Source organism: Pseudomonas sp. D(2018), from assembly GCF_005502555.1.
Taxonomy (GTDB): domain Bacteria; phylum Pseudomonadota; class Gammaproteobacteria; order Pseudomonadales; family Pseudomonadaceae; genus Metapseudomonas; species Metapseudomonas resinovorans.
Window position 1 is genome coordinate 15,180 of sequence record NZ_SCOK01000051.1, and the last position, 23,720, is coordinate 38,899.

Annotated in this window: 19 protein-coding genes and 1 pseudogene; 11 read left to right on the top strand and 9 right to left on the bottom strand. The window is 66.1% G+C overall.

What is annotated here, in order from left to right:
* Positions 1-140 precede the first annotated feature (140 nt).
* From FFS60_RS23680 to FFS60_RS23690, 3 genes are all read left to right on the top strand, one after another.
* Positions 141-1,433, top strand: coding sequence for a diguanylate cyclase (locus tag FFS60_RS23680; protein ID WP_137823347.1), 1,293 nt, complete (start codon positions 141-143; stop codon positions 1,431-1,433).
* 99 nt (positions 1,434-1,532) lie between these two features.
* The gene (locus FFS60_RS23685) at positions 1,533-3,326 is read left to right on the top strand and encodes an acyl-CoA dehydrogenase C-terminal domain-containing protein (RefSeq protein ID WP_137823348.1); all 1,794 of its coding nucleotides are present in this window, start codon (positions 1,533-1,535) and stop codon (positions 3,324-3,326) included.
* Between the two features lie 186 nt (positions 3,327-3,512).
* Entirely contained in the window at positions 3,513-5,291 is a 1,779-nt protein-coding gene (locus tag FFS60_RS23690) for an acyl-CoA dehydrogenase C-terminal domain-containing protein (RefSeq protein ID WP_028631138.1), read from the top strand.
* 142 nt (positions 5,292-5,433) lie between these two features.
* Here the strand turns inward: FFS60_RS23690 and FFS60_RS23695 are convergent, their stop codons facing one another.
* From FFS60_RS23695 to FFS60_RS23720, 5 genes and pseudogenes are all read right to left on the bottom strand, one after another.
* Positions 5,434-6,084, bottom strand: a complete 651-nt coding sequence (locus tag FFS60_RS23695; protein WP_028631137.1) for an endonuclease — start codon at positions 6,082-6,084, stop codon at positions 5,434-5,436.
* 373 nt (positions 6,085-6,457) lie between these two features.
* Positions 6,458-6,706 (bottom strand): annotated as a pseudogene (locus FFS60_RS23700) (LysR family transcriptional regulator); the annotation flags it as partial.
* Between the two features lie 338 nt (positions 6,707-7,044).
* Positions 7,045-7,839: a carbon-nitrogen hydrolase family protein gene (locus FFS60_RS23710; protein WP_137823349.1), complete on the bottom strand. Its 795-nt coding sequence runs from the start codon at positions 7,837-7,839 to the stop codon at positions 7,045-7,047.
* A gap of 14 nt (positions 7,840-7,853) precedes the next feature.
* Complete coding sequence (locus FFS60_RS23715; RefSeq protein WP_137823350.1) at positions 7,854-9,536, bottom strand: NAD(P)/FAD-dependent oxidoreductase; 1,683 nt, start codon at positions 9,534-9,536, stop codon at positions 7,854-7,856.
* A gap of 299 nt (positions 9,537-9,835) precedes the next feature.
* Complete coding sequence (locus tag FFS60_RS23720; RefSeq protein WP_028631133.1) at positions 9,836-10,303, bottom strand: Lrp/AsnC family transcriptional regulator; 468 nt, start codon at positions 10,301-10,303, stop codon at positions 9,836-9,838.
* 178 nt (positions 10,304-10,481) lie between these two features.
* Here FFS60_RS23720 and FFS60_RS23725 point away from each other — a divergent pair, with 178 nt between their 5' ends.
* Positions 10,482-10,940: a YMGG-like glycine zipper-containing protein gene (locus FFS60_RS23725; protein WP_028631132.1), complete on the top strand. Its 459-nt coding sequence runs from the start codon at positions 10,482-10,484 to the stop codon at positions 10,938-10,940.
* Here the strand turns inward: FFS60_RS23725 and FFS60_RS23730 are convergent.
* Positions 10,937-11,680 carry a tellurite resistance TerB family protein gene (locus FFS60_RS23730; protein ID WP_137823351.1) on the bottom strand — a complete coding sequence of 248 codons (744 nt, stop codon included), beginning with the start codon at positions 11,678-11,680 and terminating at the stop codon, positions 10,937-10,939. The two genes, FFS60_RS23725 and FFS60_RS23730, sit on opposite strands and share 4 nt — an antisense overlap.
* A gap of 222 nt (positions 11,681-11,902) precedes the next feature.
* Here FFS60_RS23730 and FFS60_RS23735 point away from each other — a divergent pair, with 222 nt between their 5' ends.
* Complete coding sequence (locus tag FFS60_RS23735) at positions 11,903-12,160, top strand: DUF2790 domain-containing protein (protein WP_028631130.1); 258 nt, start codon at positions 11,903-11,905, stop codon at positions 12,158-12,160.
* A 15-nt stretch (positions 12,161-12,175) separates the two neighbouring features.
* On the opposite strand, the gene FFS60_RS23740 is transcribed toward FFS60_RS23735, so the two are convergent.
* Both FFS60_RS23740 and FFS60_RS23745 read right to left on the bottom strand, forming a co-directional pair.
* Positions 12,176-13,210, bottom strand: coding sequence for an AraC family transcriptional regulator ligand-binding domain-containing protein (locus FFS60_RS23740; protein WP_137823352.1), 1,035 nt, complete (start codon positions 13,208-13,210; stop codon positions 12,176-12,178).
* 8 nt (positions 13,211-13,218) lie between these two features.
* Positions 13,219-14,136, bottom strand: coding sequence for a GGDEF domain-containing protein (locus tag FFS60_RS23745; protein ID WP_028631128.1), 918 nt, complete (start codon positions 14,134-14,136; stop codon positions 13,219-13,221).
* A 356-nt stretch (positions 14,137-14,492) separates the two neighbouring features.
* Between FFS60_RS23745 and FFS60_RS23750 the strand changes: the two genes are divergently transcribed.
* The 6 genes from FFS60_RS23750 to FFS60_RS23775 all read left to right on the top strand — a co-directional run bounded on the left by FFS60_RS23750 (position 14,493) and on the right by FFS60_RS23775 (position 23,037).
* Positions 14,493-17,018: a TonB-dependent receptor gene (locus tag FFS60_RS23750; protein ID WP_137823353.1), complete on the top strand. Its 2,526-nt coding sequence runs from the start codon at positions 14,493-14,495 to the stop codon at positions 17,016-17,018.
* 73 nt (positions 17,019-17,091) lie between these two features.
* Positions 17,092-19,026, top strand: coding sequence for a phytase (locus FFS60_RS23755; protein WP_137823354.1), 1,935 nt, complete (start codon positions 17,092-17,094; stop codon positions 19,024-19,026).
* Positions 19,027-19,102: 76 nt separating this feature from the next.
* Positions 19,103-19,801, top strand: coding sequence for a protein TolQ (gene tolQ, locus FFS60_RS23760; protein ID WP_028631125.1), 699 nt, complete (start codon positions 19,103-19,105; stop codon positions 19,799-19,801).
* 12 nt (positions 19,802-19,813) lie between these two features.
* Positions 19,814-20,260, top strand: coding sequence for a protein TolR (tolR, locus tag FFS60_RS23765; RefSeq protein WP_137823355.1), 447 nt, complete (start codon positions 19,814-19,816; stop codon positions 20,258-20,260).
* Entirely contained in the window at positions 20,257-21,054 is a 798-nt protein-coding gene (locus tag FFS60_RS23770) for an energy transducer TonB (protein ID WP_137823356.1), read from the top strand. Before tolR ends, FFS60_RS23770 begins: the two co-directional genes overlap by 4 nt.
* 24 nt (positions 21,055-21,078) lie before the next feature.
* Positions 21,079-23,037: a PhoX family phosphatase gene (locus FFS60_RS23775; RefSeq protein WP_137823357.1), complete on the top strand. Its 1,959-nt coding sequence runs from the start codon at positions 21,079-21,081 to the stop codon at positions 23,035-23,037.
* Between the two features lie 220 nt (positions 23,038-23,257).
* Here the strand turns inward: FFS60_RS23775 and FFS60_RS23780 are convergent.
* A partial coding sequence (locus tag FFS60_RS23780) for a tetratricopeptide repeat protein (RefSeq protein WP_137823358.1) occupies positions 23,258-23,720 on the bottom strand: 463 nt, incomplete at its 5' end.

Consider the following 23,720-nt stretch of genomic DNA (forward strand, 5'->3'; position numbering starts at 1 on the left):
GGGCTTTTTCGTTTCCGGTGTGCCCCAATCGCCGGGTTGTGGAGGACTTCGCACAGGCCCCCGTGCTTGCGATACGCGCCTGTGCAATCATATCGCCATCTCGATTTTTCCCCGTCTTTCGAATCCCAGGATCAGATCCCGTGCGGCCTCGTGCGTTCTATCGCCCCAGTCATTTCCTGCCTCCCTTGCTGCTGGTGGTCGGGGGCGGAGTGGCGGGCTCGCTGTCGGAAATGAACGAGTTCTTCACCTCGCTCTTCAACGTGCTGCCCACGTTGCTCTTGCTGCTCGGCGGCGCCTTCTGCTCGGCCTACGGGCGGGTGCGCCAGGTGGCGCTGTTGCTGGTGGTCTACCTCGCGTACTACCAGTTGGATACCCAGGTCGATTACTACCAGGCCGAGCGTGTGGTGCGGGAAGACGCCGGGCTCGTGTTCCACCTGGCCAGCCTGCTGCTGCCCATGCTCTACGGCCTGTATGGCTGCTGGGAGGAGCGCACCCATTTGCTGCAGGACTTCGTCGCCCGAGGTGCCGTGCTGATCGCCGTGCTCGGTGTGGTGGTGGCGCTTGGCAACAGCTACCCGGACATCGTACTGGGCTTGCTCGGCAAGATTCACTGGCCACTGCTGCACGGTAGCTGGATGACCCTGGTGCAGCTCGCCTACCTCGCATTCGTCGTCGCCCTGGTATCCCTGCTGGTCACCTACCTGCGCCAGCCGCGACCGCAGCATGCCGCGCAATTGCTGGGACTGGCCGGCCTGCTGTGGATGCTGCCCAAGGCATTCCTGCTGCCCCACGCCCTGCATGTGATGAGCAGTATGGTGATGCTTGCCCTGACCGCTTCGGTGGCCCATGAGGCCTACCAGATGGCCTTCCGCGACGAGCTTACCGGTCTGCCCGGCCGTCGCGCCCTTAATGAGCGGCTGCGGCGCCTCGGGCGCAACTACGTGCTGGCGATGACCGATGTCGACCACTTCAAGAAATTCAACGACACCTACGGCCACGACGTCGGTGACCAGGTGCTGCGCCTGGTTGCCAGCCGGCTGCGCAAGGTGGGCGGCGGCGGCAAGGCTTACCGTTATGGCGGCGAGGAGTTCACCATCCTCTTCCCGGGCAAGTCGGTGGAGGATTGCATGCCCCACCTGGAAGCCGTGCGCCAGGCCATCGAGCAGTATCAGATGCACCTGCGCGACCAGGTTAGCCGACCTAAGAGTGACGAAACCGGTCGCGCCAAGCGCGGTGCCCCCAGCGGGCAGACCGCATCGGTGACCATCAGCATCGGCGTGGCTGGGCGCGACGCCGAGCAGCGCACCCCGGAAGAGGTAATCAAGGCCGCCGACCAGGCGCTCTACAGCGCCAAGAGCGCAGGTCGCAACCGGGTCTTCCGGCATGGAGAAAACCGTCGCGGCGCGGTGCGGGTCAAGCGCGCCACCGGCTGACACGGGTGGTTATGACGGTCCATTCAGCAGCGGCAGCGTCGTTGTCGGGCGAACGGGGGCAAAGTAGGGTCTCTGGATACCCCCTCAAGGAGACCTGCCATGCCCGAGTACAAGGCCCCGTTGCGCGACATCCGCTTCCTCACCGACGAAGTCTTCGACTACCCGGCCACCTACGCGGCCCTGAACGCCAGTGATGCCACCCCGGACATGGTCGCCGCCATCCTCGAAGAAGGCGCCAAGTTCTGCGAGCAGGTGCTCTCGCCGATCAACCGCTCGGGCGATGAAGAGGAATGCCAGTGGCAGGACGGCGTGGTGACGACGCCCAAGGGCTTCAAGGAAGCCTTCGCCCGTTACGTCGAAGGTGGCTGGAACGGCCTGGCGGCGGACCCGGCCTACGGTGGCCAGGGCCTGCCCCATTCCCTCGGGCTGATCATCAGCGAGATGGTCGCCTCGGCCAACCAGTCCTGGGCCATGTACCCGGGCCTGACCCACGGCGCCATGTCGGCCATCCATGCCCACGGCAGCGAAGAACAGAAACAGACCTACCTGACCCGCCTCACCGAAGGCCGCTGGACCGGCACCATGTGCCTCACCGAGCCCCATTGCGGGACCGACCTCGGCATCATCAAGACCCGCGCCGTGCCCCAGGCCGACGGTAGCTATGCGATCTCCGGCACCAAGATCTTCATCTCCGCCGGCGAGCACGACATGAGCGAGAACATCGTTCACCTGGTGCTGGCCAAGTTGCCCGACGCACCGGCCGGCACCAAGGGCATCTCCCTGTTCATCGTGCCCAAGTTCCTCCCCGCCGGAGAGGGCGTGGGCGAGCGCAATGCCGTGTCCTGCGGCTCCATCGAGCACAAGATGGGGATCAAGGCCTCGGCCACCTGCGTGATGAACTTCGATGGCGCCACCGGCTACCTCATTGGCGAAGCCAACAAGGGCCTGAACTGCATGTTCACCATGATGAATCACGCCCGCCTCGGCACCGGCATGCAGGGCCTTTGCCTCGGCGAAGCCAGCTACCAGGGGGCCGTGCGCTACGCCAACGACCGCCTGCAGATGCGCGCCCTGACCGGACCCAAAGCGCCGGACAAGGCCGCCGACCCGATCATCGTGCACCCCGACGTGCGCCGCATGCTGCTGACCATGAAGGCCTTCAACGAAGGCAACCGCGCCTTGGCCTACTTCACTGCCCAGCAACTGGACATCGCTCACCGCAGCGAGGATGCCGCCGCCCGCGAGGAAGCCGACAACCTGCTCGCCTTCCTGACCCCCATCTGCAAGGCCTTCATGACCGAATCCGGGCTGGAAGCCACCAACCTCGGCATGCAGGTATTCGGTGGCCACGGCTACATCCGCGAATGGGGCATGGAACAGTTGGTGCGCGACTGCCGCATCGCCCCCATCTACGAAGGCACCAACGGCATCCAGGCGCTGGACCTGCTCGGCCGCAAGGTGCTGGGCAGCCAGGGCAAGCTGCTGCGCGGCTTCACCAAGCTGATCCACAAACTCTGCGAGGCCCAGGCCGAGCATCCGCGTCTCAAGGCCCATTCGGCCGAACTGGCGCGCCTCAACCAGCAATGGGGCGAGTTGACCCAGAAGGTCGGCATGGCCGCCATGAAAAACCCGGACGAGGTGGGTGCCGCGGCGCTGGATTACCTGATGTATTCCGGCTACATCACCCTGGCCTACTTCTGGCTGCGCATGGCCCTGGTGGCCGATGCCAAGCTGCAGGCAGGCGAGGGCGACAGCGCCTACTACCAGACCAAGCTGGTGACCTGCGACTTCTACTTCAAGCGCCTGCTGCCGCGCACCGAAGCCCACCGCGCGGCGGTGGAGGCAGGCAGCGACTGCCTGATGGGGCTGCCTGCCGAGCATTTCTACTTGTAAGCACCGATGAACGGCTTGAGGCCCGCCCCGTGCGGGCCTTTTCCATTCTGGACAGTGAAGTGACTGAGTGTGAATCTATGGTCACTAAATGACACTATGTCTCCAAAAAGTTGGTCATGTACACTTCCGGTCTATCCGTGAAACCGGCCAACCCGGCCACCTGTAGAGTGTTTGCGAGGTTTGCACATGGCTGACTACAAAGCGCCCCTGCGCGATATGCGCTTCGTCCTCAATGAAGTCTTCGAGGTGGCCAAGCTCTGGGCCGAACTGCCCGCCCTGGCCGAAGTGGTCGATGTCGATACCGCCTCCGCCATCCTGGAAGAAGCCGGCAAGGTCACCGGCGGCGTGATCGCCCCGCTGAACCGCAGCGGCGACGAAGAAGGCTGCCAGTGGAAGGACGGTGCCGTGAGCACCCCGGCCGGTTTCCCCGAGGCCTACAAGACCTACGCCGAAGGCGGCTGGGTCGGCGTGGGTGGCGACCCTGTCTTCGGTGGCATGGGCATGCCCAAGGTGATCTCCGCCCAGGTGGAAGAGATGGTCAACTCGGCCAACCTTTCCTTCGGCCTGTACCCGATGCTGACGGCCGGCGCCTGCCTGTCGATCAACGCCCACGCCAGCGAAGAGCTGAAGGAAAAGTACCTGCCGAACATGTATGCGGGTGTCTGGGCCGGCTCCATGTGCCTGACCGAACCCCATGCCGGTACCGACCTCGGCATCATCCGCACCAAGGCCGAACCCCAGGCTGACGGCAGCTACAAGATCACCGGCACCAAGATCTTCATCACCGGCGGTGAGCACGACCTGACCGAGAACATCATCCACCTGGTGCTGGCCAAGCTGCCGGACGCCCCGGCTGGTCCGAAAGGCATCTCCCTGTTCCTGGTGCCCAAGGTGATGGTCAACGCCGATGGTTCCCTGGGTGGAAACAACTCCCTGTCCTGCGGCTCCATCGAGCACAAGATGGGCATCAAGGCTTCGGCCACCTGCGTGATGAACTTCGACGGCGCCACCGGCTACATCATCGACGCCCCGAACAAGGGCCTGGCCGCCATGTTCACCATGATGAACTACGAGCGTCTGGGCGTAGGTATCCAGGGCCTGGCTTCCGGCGAGCGTTCCTACCAGAGCGCCGTGGAATACGCGCGTGACCGCATCCAGAGCCGTGCCCCGACCGGCCCGGTCGCCAAGGACAAGGCCGCCGACCCGATCATCGTCCACCCCGACGTGCGTCGCATGCTGCTGACCATGAAGGCTGCCAACGAAGGCGGTCGTGCGTTCTCCAGCTACGTTGCCATGCAGCTGGATACCGCCAAGTTCAGCGAAGACACCGTCGTGCGTAAGCGCGCCGAAGAAATGGTCGCCCTGCTGACCCCCGTCGCGAAGGCGTTCCTCACCGACCTCGGCCTGGAAACCACCGTCCACGGCCAGCAAGTGTTCGGCGGCCACGGCTTCATCCGCGAGTGGGGCCAGGAGCAACTGGTGCGCGACGTGCGCATCACCCAGATCTACGAAGGCACCAACGGCATCCAGGCCCTCGACCTTGTGGGTCGCAAGGTAGTGGGCAGCGGCGGCGCGTTCTACAAGCACTTCTCCGACGAGATCAAGGCCTTCGCCAACGGCGCTTCCGCCGAGCTGGCCGAGTTCGTCGAGCCGCTGAAAGCCGCCATCGCCAACCTCGACGACCTGACTGCCTGGGTCCTGGACAGCGCGAAGAGCAACCCGAACGAAGTCGGCGCCGCCTCGGTGGAGTACCTCCACGTCTTCGGCTACACCGCCTACGCCTACATGTGGGCCCTGATGGCCCGCGCCTCGCTGGGCAAGGAAGGCCAGGACGACTTCTACGCCAGCAAGCTCGGTACCGCGCGTTTCTACTTCGCCCGCCTGCTGCCGCGCATCCACTCCCTGACCGCCTCGGTGAAGGCCGGCAGCGAGTCGCTCTACCTGCTGGACGCCGCGCAGTTCTAAGCGGTACTCCGCAAACACGAAGCCCCGCTCATGCGGGGCTTCGTGTTTCCAGGGAGGTGCATTTCTGTAGGGGCGTATTCATTCGCCATGGACGGCGGCTGTCCCTCGGCATGCAGGGCGTGCTTGCGGTCCGCGAGGTCTCCTAGGGCTGCAACGAATCCCCCAGCGTCGGGTCGTCGATAAAGCGGTTGCGATTGCCCTGGATGGCTTCGATGCGGCTGTTGCGAGCACGTTCGTCATCGTCCACCGGGTCCAGGCGGTTCCAGTGCTGGAACATCTGCAACTGGCCAACGATGGGCAGGCCGTACTCGCTGTGCATGTAGAAGATCGCCCGGGCCACGTTGCCCTTGGCGGCATCGCGGGGCTCCACCAGTTGGTAGGAGGACTTGAAATCGCAGTCGGCGACTTTGCTCTGCCCGCCATCACCGGCATCGCCAAACAGGGCGTTGCGCCGTGCCAGCTCGATACGCGACAGGTCCGGGTAGAGGTTGTGCAGGTCGGAGAGCATGTAGGGGTACTGCGGATTCGCGGATTGGCACTGACTGTCGGTGACACAGCGCAGGGCGCTCTTGATCTGCTTGGTGCTGTAGACCGGGCTGGCGCTGAGCAGGCCGCCGGGGGCACTGAAGGTCTTGCCGCAATAAAGCGTGGTGCCGCCGCCGGCATAGAGCTGTTGCCAGAAGGCCTGCTCGACTGCGGCTTTGGGATCGGCCAGGCGATCCTGGCCACCGGCGAATGCGAAATTGGCGGCCACGGCCGCCAGGCAGGAAAGGGCAGTAACGACTGGGCGCATGCTGATGACCCTGGGACCACCTTGTCGGGGTCTGTTGTTCTTGTAGGACAAAACGAGTCTAACAATAGCGCCGCTGGCAAACCAAGGCCAACCGATCGCTTGCTTGGTTTGCGGCCCGGTTGCAATAAGCCCATTCAGACTAATTGCCAAATCATGTAAGCATTGGCTTACAAGTGCTGGTGGCTATAGCTCCTTTCGGGCGTCTGTGGCGGGGGCTAATCTTCACGACATTGGACGTAGCGCAGGAAGCGCACTGCAAAACAGGGATACGCCGGATTTCCGCCAGGATGGCGGTCAGATCAGGGATGTCGGGACACAGTCTGCAAAGCCTCGCTTCGGCGGGGTTTTTCTTTTTCCGCGTCCTGGAACTCCGCTACAGCAGCAGGTCCTTCGGTCCCACCACCCCTTCCAGCATCGAGCGCAGCAATTCCAGGGTCGCCTGTTGGCGCTGCGCATCGCGGAATACCAATCCCATCTTCAATGGCACCCGTGGCTCGCTCAGCGGCTTCCACAGCAGCCCCTGGTTGGCGTGCATCTGCCGCGCGCGGCCGGGCAGGACGGTGGCCAGCATGGTGTGCGGCAGGCTATCGAGGATGCCCGCCTTATGGTTCAGCGCCTCCTGCATATCGAGCGCCGCCGCGAGTTGCGCCGCATCCTCGAACAGGGGCCGGACGGTCTGCGTTTGCTGGGTATCGAATACCGCCATGAAGAGGTCCCCGAGCGTGCGTGAGCCACTCGCCAGCCTGCAGCACGTCCCCTTCGAAGGCCCTGGCCGCATGCCGCGTTGACCTGACGCTTCTCCTCGGCATTGGGATTGAGGTGGGTGCGGTTCGATGTAGGGGTGAATGAATTTGCGATGTCTGCGTTAGCTGTCGCGAGAACCGGGCCAAGAGCCGGGCAAAGCAGCTGCGTGCAACACGTCATGCAGACTTAACCCATGAATTCGCCCACGCAGAGGTTTCAGGCCAGCGGACGGTACAACTCCGCGCGCCGGTCCTTGAGGTAGGTGATGCTCGCCCGCGAAGCCTCCAGCGTGTCGCGCTTGAGCTCGGCAAAGGCCAGGGTCTCCTCGCGACCACACACCGCTGCCAGCGTGCCGTCCGGCGCGGCGACGCTGGAGAGACCGCAGTAGCGGATTTCCCCCTCGCCGCCGCAGTAGTTGGCGTAGGCCACATAGCACTGGTTCTCGAAGGCGCGGGCGCGGACCAGTACCTCGCAGACGAAGTCGTAGGGCACCATGTTGGCCGTTGGCACCAGCACCACATCCGCGCCGGCCAGCGCCAGGCGGCGGACGTTTTCGGGGAACTCCACGTCGTAGCAGATCAGCATCCCCAGCTTCCAGCCGTTCAGCTCCAGCAGCGGATAGTCATCGCCGCCAGCGCTGAACATGCCGTTGTCCAGTTCGCCGAAGAGGTGCGTCTTGCGGTAGTTGCCCAGGGGGTGGCCCTGGGCGTCGATCAACTGCACCGCGTTGAAGAGGGCGCCCTCGGCGCTGCGCTCCGGGTAGCCATAGAGGATGGCGATGCCGTTTTCACGAGCGATGTCCGCCACCCGCGCAGCCCAGGGGCCGTCGCATGGCTCGGCCAGGGCGCTGACCGCCTCCAGGCCGATGTTGTAGCCGCTGAGGTACATCTCCGGGCACACGAGCAACGCCGCGCCGCGCTGGGCGGCCTCAATCGCCCGCTGTTGCAGGCGGTCGAGGTTGGCCGCCGGTTCCAGCGGCAGGGGCGGGCATTGGTAGAGGGCGATGCGCATGGGCGTCTCCTGGCTCAGTCCGGCAGGGCGATGGGGCCGAGTTCGGCGAACAGGTCACCGGGGCCAGGGTTCTCAACCGAGGTCTTGCCGCCGAAGTGCTTCATGATGCCCCACACCGCGTTGAGCGAGGTCTGCACCGCACCTTCCACCCAGGCCGGAGTCCAGGACACGTCGTCACCGGCGATGAACATGCCGCGCTGTTCGGCGGGCATGTCGTCCTGCATGAAGTGCGCGTACATGCGCTGGTTGTAACGGTAGTGACCCGGCAGGGCGCCCTTGAAGGCGCCAAGGAAGTGCGGGTCGGCTTCCCAGGAAATGGTGATGGGGTCGCCGATGATATGGCCGGCTATGTCCACGTCAGGGTAGATCTTCTTCAGCGCGTCCAGGGCCAGCTTCACACGCTTCTCCACCGGGTGCGGCAGCATCTTCAGCGCGTCGCTCATCCATGAGTACGACAGGCAGATCACCCCCGGCTTGTCGTCGCCGTTGTCGAACAGGTAGGTGCCGCGGGTAAGGCGGTCGGTCAGCGTCATGCTCAGGGTGTCGCGGCCGGTCTGCGGGTTCTTGTCCTTCCAGAAGGGGCGGTCGACCATCACGAAGGTCTTCGACGACTGCATGTAGCGGGTGCGGTCCAGGGCCATCCACATCTTCTGCGAGAACAGCGATTCCTCGCACTCGATCTGGGTAGTCAGCAACCAGCTCTGGCAGGTGGTGAGCACGGCCGCGTAATGGCGGGTGTCGCCCCAGTTGTCGGTCACGGCCAGGCGGCCATCGGCGGCACGGGCGATGCGCTTCACGCCTGGGCGCGGTGCACCGCTGTGCAGCGAAGCCAGGCTGGTGCCGGCAGGCCAGTGCACGCAACGCTCCGGCTCATGGCGCCAGATGCCCAGCGGCACTTGTTGCACGCCGCCGACGATCAGGTGCTGGTTGTCGTCGCAGGCGGTCATCACCACGCGGAAGATTTCCAGCATCGAGTTGGGGAAGTCGGAGTCCCAGCCACCGGTGCCGAAGCCGACCTGGCCGAACACTTCGCGATGGTGGAAGGACAGCTTGGCGAAGGCCTTGGAGCTGGCCACGAAGTCATAGAAGGTGCGGTCGTCCCACAGGGGGACCAAGGTGTCCCACAGCTCTTTCAGGCGTTTCACATCGCGGTCGCGAATGGCCTGCTGGATGTCGCCGAAGCGGGCGCCGTCTTCCAGGGCGTCGGCCCAGGCGTCGGCCACTTCCTGGAACAGCGCCGGCAGGTCGGCCATTTTCTCGGCGTAGTAGGTCTTGCCCTCGATATCGATCACCGTGCTGCCCGAGGCCGGGGTCAGCGGGTTGGGGAAGGGCTGGGTCTCGAGGCCGAGCATGTCCACATAGTGGTAGAAGGCGGTGGAGGAGGCCGGGAAGCGCATGCCGCCCAACTCGGCAATGATGCCGTCGGTGCCTTCGAAGGTCTGCGAGCGCAGGCGCCCGCCCATCTTCGAGGCTTCGTACACCACCGGCTTCAGGCCCAGCTTCATGAGCTCGTAGGCCGCCACCAGGCCAGCGATGCCGGCGCCGACGATTGCCACTTCGGCGCCGTGGTGTTCGGCGGGAATGCTGCCCAGACCAGCCGGGTGCTGGATCCAGTCATCGAAGGCGAAGGGGAAGTCCGGGCCGAAGATGGTGATGGGTTTCTTGCCGTCGGCGGGGTGGCGATTATTGTTGTTCATGATCGACCTTGAAGGCGGTGAGAGGGGCTGCCGGGCGGGGCAGCGTTGCAGGCCATTCTAGGGAGCGCCGATTTCGTCCATAAGACGCAGAGTGTCGTCATTTGGCAGTCATACGCTGCAGAACGACGAGTTGATAATTCATTCTGACGAAAGCGGCGCGCACCTGCTTTCCATCAGGTTAGCCGGCAACGGAGGGAGTCAGGGTCGCTTGGGGCGGGTGGAGCTCCGCAGTTCCCATCCCGCGGATGGCTTTCCGTAGGGTGGAAATCGCTTTCTATTTCCACCCTACGGTGCAGCGTTCACGGGGAGGTTGGAGCCAACGGCTGACCGCGATCGATCTTGCAGCTGAGAATGATCGAGGTGGTGGTCTTCTCCACCCCATCGACGCTGCCGATCTGGTCCAGCAGTTCGTCGAGGCGCTCGGGGGAATCGGCGCGCAGCCAGGCCACGTAATCGAACTCGCCGCTCACCGCGCAGAGCACCTGCACCTCTGCCATGCCGGTCAGGCGCCGCAGCACCTCCTTGCCGCTGCGCGGCTTCACCGTGATGCCCACATAGGCCTGCAGGCCGCCATCGGCTACGCGCTGGCCCAGGCGCACCCCGTAGCCGGTGATGATCTGCGCCTTCTCCAGCCGCGCCAGGCGTGAGGTCACCGTGGTGCGCGCGATGCCCAGGCGCCGGGCGAGCATGGCGACGCTCTCGCGGGCATTGATCTGCAGCGCGGCGATCAACTGGCGATCGATTTCGTCGAGGGATAGGTCGGACATGGTGGGCTCGGCGCGGGGCGGTGGTCAGAGATTAGCGGGTGCGCAAGGCTACCTGAAGCATGGCGGCCGCGCCCACTGGTCGGCGCTCACGTCGTGATAACCGGCTCGGAGCCAGACTGAACGCTGCAAGGCCGGCCATTTGCCGATTCCCCCCACCCGCTCCTGGAGCTCTATTGCCATGCGCCCAATCGCTTCTTGCCGCTGGACCCTGCTCGCCTCGCTTGTCTGCCTGCCCGCGTTCGCCGAAACCGTGGTGCCCTTGCAAGGCCAGACCCAGCAACAGATCCAGCAGGACATAGCCGACTGCCAGGCCCAGGCCGGCAGTTCAACATCCAGCTCCAGTTCCAGTTCCACCACGAGCGGAGGTCGTGCTCGTGGGGCCGCCGCGGGTGCTATGGCGGGCGCCGCCGTCGGGCAGGCACGCAGCAACGATTACGAGCGTATCGATGACGACTTGCAGCAGGAGTATCGCCAGGAGAAAGCCAAGGATGCCGCAGTAGCGGGCGCCGTAGTCGGAGGCTCGCGACAGCGCCAGGACCGTCGCGAGGACCGCCGCACCGATGAACAGGCCAGCAGCACCTCGTCATCGGCCTATACCAGCTGCCTGCAGCAGCGCGGTTACCAGGTCAGCCCTTAGGCACTTCCCCGCGTCTGCCGCTCCAGTTGCGCCTGCAGGTCTGGATCGAGCCTGAGCTGATAGGCCAGTTCGTCCAGGTAGGCGCGTTCGGCGGCCTGCTGGTCATCCACCAGCATCACGCTGGCCAGGTACATCTCAGCGGCCATGCCCGGGTCCGTTGCCGACTGCGCGACCTCGGCGGCATCCAGCGGGCGGCGCACCTCCTGGTCCAGCCATTCCTGCAACTGCGGGTCGTCGGTATGGCGGGAGATCTCGGCGTAGATGGTCTGCTTTTCCTGCTCGTCGATGCGACCGTCCGCCTTGGCCGCGGCGATCAGCGCTCGGAGAATGGCCAGGCTGTGGTCATCGGCTTCCGCCCCGGAGAGCTGATCCACAGTGCGCAGTGCCTGCTGCGGCGCAGCGGCTGGCTGCTGGCGCTGCCAGGCCTGGTACGCCTGGAAGGCCATCATGCCGAGGGAGGCCAGTGCGGCGTAGTTCATGCCGCCGGAGCGCCCGCCACTGCTACCCATCGAGCCCCCGCCCATCGGGTTGCCACCCAGGCCGCCACCGCCGCCGAGAATGCCACCGAGCAAACCGCCCAGCCCGGCATTGCCGCCACCTCCACCACCGCCCATGAGCCCACCCAGCAGGCCGCCGAGCCCGCCCAGCGGGTCCTGCGACGCCATGCCCGCGCCGCCTTGTCGTGATGTGCTGGCCTGGCCGGCCCGCAGCAGTTGTTCGAGCAGATCACTGGTGTTCATGGCCTCATCCTCGTCTGGTGGCCGTTGCACGGTCTGGGAACGATAGACCCGGCCAAACGCGGGGGCATGACCGTCGGGCGGCGCGGATTGTTGCGCGCCACGGAAAAGCGCTTTCAGCAAAGCCGTCTTTTTCACGCGCCGTGCCGGGAGTCCAATAGCCACATGGGCCAAGAACGCATCCCCAGCGATGTCGGGCCTTCCAGGCAAACCAGGAGATCCCCCATGAACCGTGCAATCACCACCAGTACCACTTTGCTGCTCGCCTTCCTGGCCAGTGGCAGCGCCTTCGCCGCCAAATCCGCCGAGGCCGTGCCCTACCGCTACGGCATGCCGCTGGATGTCGCCCGCGTCATTTCCATCGACGAGCCGAACTCGCTGACCTGCGAAACCATCCAGGCGAAGATGACTTACGTCGATTCCAACGGCGAAGAGAAGTCCGTGACCTACCTGAAAGAGTCCAGCGCCTGCGCCAACAGCTGACGCGGGCTGCGGGGCTCAGGCCCCGAACAGTTGCCGCAAGGCGCTGGGCGACAGTCCGGTCCAGCGCTTGAATGAGCGGCGGAAGTTGGTGGCGTCGTGGAAATGCAGGTAGGCCGCCACCTCCTCGTTGCTGTACCCCTTGATGCGATAGAGGTAGAGCGCCACGTGCTTGCGCACCAGGTCGCGTTGTTCCTGATAGTGCGTGCCGTGTTTCTGCAGTTTGCGCTTGAGAGTCGCCGGACTCATCTCGAAGGCCTCCGCGGCCTGTTCCAGCACCGGTGCCTCGCGCACCCGCTCCAGCAACCAGCTGTACAACCGATCCAGCAGACTCGCTCGTGCGCCGAGGGCTTCCAGTAGCCGCGTGCTTTCCTGGCGGGCCACCCGGCCGGCGGTCAGCGAGGCTTCCGGCAGCGGTCGGGTCAGCCAGGCGCGCGGAATCTGCAGCGCATCGATCTGGCGGTCGAACAGCACCTCCTCCCCCAGATGCACCCAGTACTGCTCGATGTAGCGCGGCTGCCCGTGGGCGAAGTGGAAGCGCCAGGGCAGGCGTTCGCCACTCAGCCGGCGACACATGCCGGCCACCGCCGCCATGCTCGCCTCCAGCAGGAAGCGGTACTGCTCGCCGGCACCGCAGGCATCCACCCAGTACAGCCAGGCATCCTGCTCATCCAGCAACAGGCGCGGTGACAGCAGCGGGCTGAGCAGCGCCCGATGGCGAATCAACTGGCCCAGCGCGTCCTGCAGGTGTTCGGCGTGCAGCAGGGTGTGACTGCTGGCGCCGTAGTGCCCGGGCAGCAGGCGCTGGCCGAAGAGGAAGCTGGTGTCATCGGCATCCAGCAGGCGCCGTGCGTTGCCGATCAGGGTGAGGAACTGCTGCGCGCTGATGCGTTGCTCGCCGGCGAGAATGTCCTCATAGAACAACCCGGTGCCCCGCAGCAGGCGGTGGCTGTCGATGTCTCGCGAAAGGGCGAGATCAATCAGCGCCGCCGGCTGGTAATGGGCCGGAATGAAGCGGCTGTCGCACTCGTACCAACTGCCTTTGATCGCCATGGCGGGCCTCAGGCGCTGCGCGCCAGGCGGGGCGACTTGGCCCGCGCCAGGGCGAGGTTGAGGCGCTGCAGCAACGCGTCCGGGGTTTCCTCCAGGGCCATGGCCACGGCGGAGGTGGCCTTGAGTTGCAGGCGTTCGCCGTGCTGGCGGGTCTTGTGGGCGAAATGCGCCACGGCCTGTTCCAGCTCTGTGGCCAGTTGCCGTGCCTGGCGCTCGCCGGTGTTCGGCAGCAGCACCACGAAGCGGTCGCCGGCCAGCCGGCAGAGCAGGTCCTGGCGGCGCAGATTGAGCACCAGCAACTGACTGAGGCCCTGCAGCAGGTGATCGCCTTCGGCATGGCCGAAGCGGTCGTTGAGGCTGCTGAAATCATCCAGGTCGAGGATCACCAGCGACAGCGGCTGATTGTCCTCGCGGGCCTGCACCAGGCTCAGTTCCAACTGCTTGCGCAGGTAATCGGCCCCGCCCAGCGGCGTCAGCTTGTCGAACAGGCGATGCTCGCGAAACAGCCGTTCGCGCTTCTCCATCTGCGCGCTGATCGCCAGTTGCTCGCGGTGCCAGTGGTAGATGCCAAGGGTCAGCAGCACCAGGCCCACCGGCATTGGCCCGGACTCCAGCCAATGGTCCCAGGTAATGCTTTCCGGCATGCGGATGAACTCATCCAGGCAGTCGATCCACCAGGAGAAGAACACCCCGGAAAGGCCCAGTACCAGCAGGTTGGTCACCCGGCCTGCGGGCCGGCTTTTCAGCACCAGGCCGATCCACACCAGCGAAAGCAGCGCCGAGCCGCCTTCGCCGAACACGTCCAGCCAGACCCACTCGGAAGTGGCCTTGAGGTCGCCCACCGCCAGATGCAGCAACAGGCCGAGGTTGGCCGCCAGCAGCAGGGCGGTGAGTTTCAGGCGATGAAGCTTGAGCAGCGAGGGCATGGCGCAAGGTCCGCGGCGATGAATGGCCGTCAGAGAATCAGAGCCGTATGACAGTTGCGTGGCAGGCGCCAGGGGTCGTTTCGGCTCAGGGGAAGTGGCGCGGCTGGCGCGAGAATCTCGACCAAGGCGAGCAGGCCGTAGGGTGGGCTTCAGCCCACGCGGCACCGTTCGCAGGCTAAGTGGCGTTCATACGGGTCATATCGGCTCATACCCGCCTCGAATTACCCGGAAAACCCCGTCTTTCAAGGCCCGGCGCCATCCCCTGTCACAGAAGTTTCATTCGCCGGCCCTAGGTTCCGCTCCCATCTCGCCGGGCCATTTGCCTGGCATCAGCGGAACACTTGGGGAGAGCAACCATGCACAAGCGCAGTACCGCCGTCCGCGTTGCGGGCTTCACCCTCAGCGCCCTGACGCTGGCCCTGGCCAACGTGGCGCCGGCCGCCGAAAGCGCCGCCGACGCCACCGAGCACGTCGATGTCATCGGCCAGGCCGCGAGCATCGACCAGGCCCTGAAGGAGCAGCGCAATTCCGACAGCGTCGAGAGCGTGGTGCATGCCGATGGCGTCGCCCAACTGCCCGATGAGAACGCCGCCGAAGCCGTGCAGCGCCTGCCTGGCGTGGCGGTGGAGCGCGACCAGGGCGAAGGCCGTTTCGTCAGCGTGCGCGGCCTGGGCCCTGACCTGAACAGCGTCACCATCAACGGCACCCTGGTACCGGCGCCGGAAAGCGAGCGCCGCGCGGTGGCCCTCGACGTGCTGCCGGCTGAGCTGGTGCAGTCCCTCAGCGTGATCAAGACCCTCACCCCGGACATGGACGCCAACTCACTCGGCGGCACCGTGGACGTGGAGAGCCTGTCCGCCTTCGACCACGACGGCCTGTTCTTCACCGGCAGCTCCGAGGCCAGCTACGACGAAAACACCAACCAGACCAGCCCGAAATTCTCCGGCGCGGTGAGCGACCGCTTCAGCCTCGGCGACGGCATCGACAACTTCGGCGTGGCCGCTGCCATGAGCTGGCAGAAGCGCGACTTCGGCTCCGACAACGTCGAAACCGGTGGCGACTGGGACTTCGAAGATGGCGCCCGGCTGGAGCAGTTCGAACAGCGCGACTACGACATCAGCCGCGAGCGCACCGGCGCCGGCCTGAACTTCGACTACAAGCCGGACGACGTCTCCAGCTTCTACCTGCGCACCCTCTACAGCCGCTTCAAGGACACCGAGACGCGCAACGCCGCGGGCGTCGAATTCGCCGACCCGCAGGCCCCCGGCGAAACCGGCGAGGCCGAAGGCTTCCGCGAGCTGAAGGACCGCGAGGAGACCCAGGAAATCCAGTCGTACGTGTTCGGCGGCGAACGCATGATGGGCCTCTGGACCTTGAGCGGCCAGGTCGGCTACAGCCAGTCCAGCGAAGACAGCCCCGGCCACATCGCTGGCGCCACCTTCGAAGGCAATGACGACTTCGCCGACGCCGGCTTCTACGACACCAGGAAGCCGCGCCTGAACATCGAAGAGGCCTTCTACGACCCGGCCAACTTCACCCTCGACCAGGTGGACCGGGAGAAGCAGAACACCGAGGACACCGAGAAGAACATCCGCCTGGATCTCGCCCGTGACTTCGACCTGGCCGGCTATGCGGCCCAGGCCAAGGTCGGCGGCAAGCTCAGCCGCCGCGACAAGACCAACGACCTCGAAGCCTGGACTTATGAGGACCTGGGTGACGTCTTCACCGACGAACAGCTCAACCTGACCCAGTTCCAGAAGGGCAACGTCCACTACAGCCTCGACCGCTTTGGCCCCGGCATCAGCGCCGGCGCTGTCAAGGGCCTGATCGGCAGCCTGGATCCGGCCGACTACTACAACGAGGAAGAGTCGCGGGTGAATGACTTCGACATGAGCGAAGACATCGACGCCGGCTACTTCATGCAAAGCCTGGACGTGGACGACTGGCGCTTCATCGCCGGCCTGCGCTACGAGGGCACGCAGTTCGAGGCCAAGGGCAGCGGCATCCGCGATGGCGAGTTCGAGGCCACCGAACGCAAGAAGGATTACCACCACTGGCTGCCGGGCCTGCACGCCCGCTACCAACTGGACGAAGACACCCAGCTGCGCGCCGCCTGGACCAACTCAGTGGTGCGGCCGACCTTCGGCCAACTCGCGCCGGGCTTCGTCATCGACGGCGACGAAGCCAGCTTCGGCAACCCCGACCTCGACCCGCTGGAGTCGAGCAACTTCGACCTCGGCATCGAGCGCTACCTGGGCCGCGCCGGCGTGGTTTCGGCGTTCGTCTTCTACAAGGACATCGAAAACTTCGTCTACAGCACCGACCTCGCCGGCACCGGCGACTGGGTGGACTTCGACGAGGCCAACACCTTCACCAATGGCGACAGCGCCAAGCTGTACGGCATCGAACTGGCCTGGTCGCAGAAACTCGACTGGCTGCCGGCCCCCTGGAATGGCCTGCTGATGGGCGCCAACGCCACCTTCAGCCGCTCCGACGCCAGCATCGAAGGCTTCGACAGCACCACCGGTCGCAACCTCAAGCGCGACATCGACCTGCCCAACCAGTCCGACACCGTCGGCAACCTGATGCTGGGTTGGGAGAACGACAAACTGAGCCTGCGCCTGTCCGCCAACTACAAGTCCGACTACCTGTTCGAAGTGGCGCCGGTGAACGACCGCCTGCACGACATCCATGTCGATTCGCAGACCTTCGTCGACTTCAGCGCGCGCTACTTCCTGACCAAAGAGCTGCAGGTCAGCTTCGAGGCGCAGAACCTCACCGACGAGAGCTTCTACGCCTACACCGGCAGCCGCTCCTACAACGCCCAGTACGAGGAATACGGCCCGACCTACAAGCTCGGCCTGACCTTCACCCACTTCTAAGACCTGTCGCGCACGGCCCGCCGGGCGAGCACCCGGCTGGCCGTCCTGCGCACGCGAATACCTGGAACGACCCATGACCTTCACCCGTACTTCCCTTTACCTGCTCCTGGCCAGTCTGGCGGCCCTGTCGGGCTGCCAGCCGCAAGCTGCGGACGTGCCCGCGGCGCCGGCCCTGTCACTGACACCGTGGAGTGCACCCGCCCAGTTCAAGGCCGAAGACCTGCGCTTCCTTCCCGCACCGCTGCCGGCCGATCTGCGCCTCGCCGCCAGCGAACGCCGTGGCCTGCTCCTGCTCGACGACAAGGGCACCGAGTTGGCGCGAATGCCGGGCCGCTTCGCCGGCCTCGACAGCCGCGCCGCTGGCCAGCGGCTGCTGCTCGCCACCCTCGACACCGCCAGCCAGCAGGCCCTGCTGACCCGCCTGGACCCGGCCGCCCGCGCCTGGGACCAGACCCTGCGCCTGCCAATGCGGGACTACGCCCTGTCCGGCCTGTGCCTGTACCGGGACGACTCGAGCAACCTCTACCTCTTCCTCCTCGGCGAAGACGGCGGCGGCGAGCAATGGCTGGTGGGCGCCGGCGACGAGTTGGCCGCCGAGCCTCGACGCGTTCGCGGCCTGCCGCTGCCGGCGGGGGCCGAGTTCTGCCAGGTGGACGATGGTGCCGGCCGGCTCTTCGTCAACGAAGAAGGCATCGGCCTCTGGGCGTATCCGGCCCACCCCGAAGCGGATGCCGGGCGCCAGCCGGTGGACCTGGTACGTCCCTTCGGGGCGCTGGAGAAGGGCGCCGCTGGCCTCGCCGTCGTGCCGGGTGGCGTGCTGGCGCTGGACCCGACGGCCGCTGCGCTGCACCTGTATCAACAGCAGGGCGAAGCGTGGAATCACGTCGCCGCACTGCCGCTAAGCGGCCTCGAAGAACCCGAGCGCATCGCCGCTCGCCTCAGCAGTTCGGGTGTCGAGGTGCTGCTGCAGGACGACGGCAGCGGCCGCTTCCACCAGGGCAGCCTGAACTGGAAACCCGCAGCCCCCGCACTACCGATGCCCTTGCCCAATGTGGCGGCCCAGCGCCAGAGCGAACCGGTTGGCCGCCATGGCGACGCGGCGGACGACCCGGCGATCTGGGTGCATCCGCAGCAGCCGGAACGCAGCCGCATCCTCGGCACCAACAAAAAGCAGGGCCTGCTGGCCTATGACCTTGACGGCCGCTTGCTGCAGGAACTGCCTGTCGGCCGCCTGAACAACGTCGACCTGCGCCCCGGCTTCCAGCTCGGCGAGCGCGAGGTGGACCTGGCGGTGGCCAGCAACCGCGACAGCAACAGCCTCAGCGTCTTCAGCATCGACCGCGAATCCGGCGAGTTGGCGCTGCTGGGCGAGGTGCGCACGCCGCTCAAGGAAATCTACGGCATCTGCCTGTTCCAGCCGGCTTCCGGCGAGATCTACGCCTTCGCCAACGGTAAGGACGGCAGCTTCCTGCAGTACCGCCTCGACGGTACCGGCGGCGCTGTGGCCGGGAGCCTGGTGCGCCAGTTCAAGGTGGCCAGCCAGCCCGAGGGCTGCGTTGCCGATGACCAGCGCCAGCGCCTGTTCGTTGGCGAGGAAGACGTCGGCGTCTGGTCCCTGGATGCCCGCCCCGACGCGCCGGCCGACCTGCAGCCGGTTATCAAGGTGGGCGAGGTACTGCACGCCGACGTCGAGGGTCTCGGCCTTTACCAGAGCGCCGCGAGGGACTACCTGGTGGTTTCCAGCCAGGGCAATGACAGCTACCTGGTGCTCGACGCCGAACCGCCCTTTGCCGTGCGCGGTGCCTTTCGTGTCGGCCTCAACGCCGCGTCCGGTATCGACGGCGCGTCGGAAACCGATGGCCTGGAAGTCACCTCCGCCAACCTTGGTGGCCCCTGGAACCAGGGCCTGCTGGTGGTGCAGGACGGCCGCAAGCGGATGCCGGAAGCCACCCAGAACTTCAAGTTCGTTTCCTGGGCCGACGTGGCGCGAACCCTCGGCCTGGAATGAGCCGCTGTCATCAACCGGAAACCTCAAAGCAATCGAATAGCAGCCCTGGCAGCGGAGCCGGGGCAGGGAGCACGACATGCACGCGACACTCGAACAGATGACCCTCTGGGGCCTGGTGGGCAACGCCAGCCTGCTGGTGCAGGCGGTCATGGCGAGCCTGCTGCTGGCCTCGCTGGCGAGCTGGTACCTGATCATCCAGCGCGGCGGCGCGCTGGCCCGCACCGAGCGCCGTCTCAAGGCCTTCCTCGCGCGGATGCGCAGCACCGGCAACCTCGCGCTGGTGGACGTGGATGCCCATGAAGACGGCGCGCTGGAGCGCATCTTCCTGGCCGGCCGTGGCGCTTTCGAACAGCTGCGGCGCGAACCCGGAGTGAGCAGCGAGGCGCTGATGGACGATGTGGAGCGCAGCCTCTATGTGGCCATCGCCGACGAAGAAGAACGCCTGGAGAAGGGCCTCACCTTCCTCGCCACCGTCGGCTCGGTGAGCCCCTATATCGGCCTGTTCGGCACCGTCTGGGGAATCATGAATGCCTTCATCGGCCTCTCCCAGGTGCAGCAGGCCACCCTCACCACCGTGGCGCCGGGCATCGCCGAAGCGCTGATCGCCACCGCCATCGGCCTGTTCGCCGCCATCCCCGCCGTGGTTGCCTACAACCGCTACGCCGCGCGGGCCCAGAGCCTGGTGGCGCGCTACTACAGCTTCGGCAACGAACTGCAGTCGCGCCTGCGCCGCCAATTGCACGGCCAGGCGCCGGGCATGGCCGCGGCGGCCTGAGGAGCGAACGCCATGCTGACCCGTCCGCTGCGCAAGCACAGCCCCAAGGCCGAGATGAACGTGGTGCCCTACATCGACGTGATGCTGGTACTGCTGGTGATCTTCATGGTCACCGCGCCCATGCTCACCCAGGGCGTGAAGATCGAGCTGCCCAAGGTCGCCGCCGAGGCCCTGCCCAGCGATAGCCAGCAGCGCATCGTCACCCTTTCGGTGCAGGCCGACGGCCGCTATTACTGGAACCTGGGCAGCGAGCTGGATGCCGAGAACCACGGCGACCAGGCCGTGGGCCTGGAGGAAATGACCGCCGCCGTCAGTGCCCTGGTGGCGGCTGATGCGCGTACCCAGGTCTACATTCGCGCCGATAAGGATGCCGGTTACGGCAGCGTGGTCGCCGGCATGGCCGCCCTGCAGAAGGGCGGGGTTGCCAACCTGGGCCTGGTGACCGAGGCGCCGCAATGAGCAGCCTGGCCATGGACCCCGTGCAACCCTTCGCCTGGCCCGCGCCCCAGGGCCGTTGGTATCGCAACGCGGCAGCGGCGGTTTCGGCGCTGGGTCTGCATGCGCTTGCCGTCGTCCTGCTGGTGGCCGGTTGGGCGCCTGGCACACCGCCGGAACCAACCACCCGCGTGCTGCATACCCAACTGGTCAGCCTGCCGGCACCACAGCCGCCGGCGCCGCCCGCACCCGTGGCCGAACCGGCGCCACCCGTTCCGGAGGGGGTCGTCCAACCTGAGCCGCTGCCGCAGCAGAAACAGATCGAAGAAGCCGCCCTGGCGCACAAGCGCGCCGAGGCGCAGCGTGAACGTCAGAAGCAACGCCAGCAGGCGCGCGAACGCCGTGAAGCCGAGCAGCGTCGCCTGGAGGTCGAGCGCCAGGCCGCCGAACAACAGCGCCAGGCCGAGGCCGAGCGCCAGGCCCGCGCCGCCCGCGAAGCCGCCGAACGTGCCCGCCAGGCACAGGCACAGGCCGAAGCCGCAGCCAGCCGCCAGTACCTGCCTATTGCCAAGCAGGCGCCGGACTACCCGCAACGCGCCCTCGACAAAGGTCTCCAGGGCGATTGCACGGTGGAATACCGGGTCGACCCGCAGGGCCGCGTGCAGGACCCGAACATCGTCGGCGACTGCCACCCGCTGTTCATTCGCCCATCGCTGGCCGCCGCGCGCACCTTCCGCTACCAGCCGCGCATCGTCGACGGGCAGCCGGTGGCCGTGCCGGGCGTGCGCAACACTTTCCATTACCGCATCGAGCGCTGAGCGCCGAACCGAGGAGCTTTCCCCATGACCCAGGAACTGGACGCCTTCCACGCGGCACTGGCCGCCCACGACGACGTGGCCATCAACCCCAGCGGCAACACCCCGCTGGACAGGCTGGTGGACCAGGGCCGGCGTAACGTCCTGAAAGGCGGCCTGGCCCTGGCGGCCATCGGCTTCTTCGGCGGCGGCATCAGTGCCTGCCGGGCGGTGGCCGACAACGGCCTGCTCGGCTTCAAGGGCGTACCGCAGCAGTTCGATCCGGCCTTCGACCGCGTGCTGGTGCCGGAGGGCTACAGCGCCCGCGCCTTCTTCTCCTGGGGCGACGCGGTGCTGGCCGATGCGCCGGCCTTCAAGGGCGACGCCAGCGAAACCTGGCAGGACCAGCTCAAGCAGGCCGGCGACAACCACGACGGCATGCACTTCTTCCCCTTCCCCGATGCACCGGACGACCACGGCTTGCTGGTGATGAATCACGAGTACATCAACCCCACGCTACACACCGACGGCATCGTCTATGTCGACGGCAAGCGCAAGGTCGAGGACGTGAAGAAGGAGCAGGCCGCCCACGGCGTCAGCGTCATCGAAGTGAAGAAGGACGCCCAGGGCCATTGGCAGCGCGTCGACGGTTCGCGCTACAACCGCCGTATCTCCACCCTCACGGCCATGACCCTCAGCGGCCCGCTGGCCGGACATGAACTGATGAAGACCGCCTCCGACCCCGAAGGCCGCGAGGTCATCGGCACCTTGAACAACTGCTCCATGGGCATCACGCCCTGGGGCACCTACCTGGCTTGCGAAGAGAACTGGCACAACTACTTCATCAACCGCGACCAGGCCGACTACGCCCAGCGTGTTTCGCACTGGCGCTACGGCATCGCCAAGGACGGGGTGAGCAAGAACTACGGCTGGGAAACCGCCGACCCGCGCTTCGACGCCACCCCAGCGGCGGACCAGCCCCACGGTGGCCATGTGAACGAACCCAACCGCTTCGGCTGGGTCGTGGAGATCGACCCCTTCGACCCCACCAGCACGCCGAAGAAACGCACCGCTGTCGGCCGCTTCTGCCGCGAATGCTCGACCCTCTCGCTCGGCACCGATGGGCGCATGGCTTACTACTACGGCGACGACACCAAGGGTGAGTACATCTACAAGTTCGTCCCCGAGGGCCGCTTCGATCCGGCCAACCCTGCTGCCGCCCGTGACCTGCTGGACAAGGGCACCCTCTACGTCGCGCGTTTCGAAGCAGGCGGCAAGGGCCGTTGGCTGGCCCTGGTTCACGGCCAGAACGGGCTGACCGCGGAGAACGGCTTCCCCAGCCAGGCCGAGGTGCTGGTCAACGCCCGCGCCGCGGCCGACCTGCTCGGCGCCACCCCCATGGATCGCCCCGAGTGGGTGGCGGTGCACCCGACCAGCCGCGACGTCTACGTGACCCTCACCAACAACGACGACCGTGGCAGCAAGAAGCCGGTGGACGCCGCCAACCCCCGTCCGCAGAACCTGCACGGGCAGATCCTGCGCTGGACCGAGGAAGGCGCCGACCCCACCGCCACCACCTTCCAGTGGGAGATCTTCCTGCTCGCCGGCGAGCCCGAAGGGGCGAAGGACGAAGCGGGCAAGCCGGTGCCGGCCAACCTCATCGGCACCATCAAGGGCGATGCCTTCTCTTCCCCGGATGGCCTGGCCTTCGACCCAGCCGGCCGCCTGTGGATCGAGACCGACTTCGACGACGAGGACCCCGCCATGAAACGCATCGGCTGCAACCAGCTCCTCTGCGCCGACCCCACCACCCGTGAAGTTCGCCGCTTCCTCGTCGGCCCGCGTGGCTGCGAGATCACCGGCATCACCTTCACCCCGGACGGGCGCACCCTGTGGATCAACGTCCAGCATCCGGGCCTGAGCTACCCCGCCAGCGACGGCAAGAGCCGCCCGCGCTCGACCACGGTGCTGATCACCAGGAACGATGGCGGCGTGATCGGGACTTGAGACGGGGCAGGACTGCGTCCTGCATGGCGATTGAAATCGCCCCCACAAGGAACGTCGAACGTGCGCCGAGAGTCACCCCTCGCCTTGTAGGAGCTGGCTTGCCAGCGAAACGGGGGCATTCGCTGGCAAGCCAGCTCCTACGGGCAATGCAGCTACTTGCAACATGTAATGCCGACAGAGCCAATGAGTTCGCTCCCACACGGAAAGCTGCAGCTGCCGCTCAGTTCATCTGCAGCTTTTTCAGCGCCTCGCAGCTCGGCGCGTATTGCTTGTCGCATGCGCTCTGGAACAGGGCGCGGGCCTGGTAAGGGTCCTGCTTGAGGCCTTCGGCACCCTGGGCGTACATGCTGCCGAGCACGTGCTGGGCCATGGCGTTGCCGGCGGCAGAGGCCTGGCCGAGGTACTTGTGCATGGCGCGCTGGTCGGCGAATGCGGGGTCGGCGCGGCCGGTGTAGAGGAAGGCGAGGCTGAAGGCCGATTGGGGATGCCCCTTGTCGGCGGCCTGCTTCCACCAGTACTCGGCCTGCTTGAGGTCCTTCTGCGGCTTGCCGACGAAGTAGAGGCTGCCGAGTTGGTACTGGGCGTCGAGGTCGCCGCGCATGGCCTGTTGGCGAATCCGCTCGAACTCGCTGGTCTGCTGGTCCTGCGGCGTGGTCGCGGGGGCTTGGGGTTGGCCTGCGGGT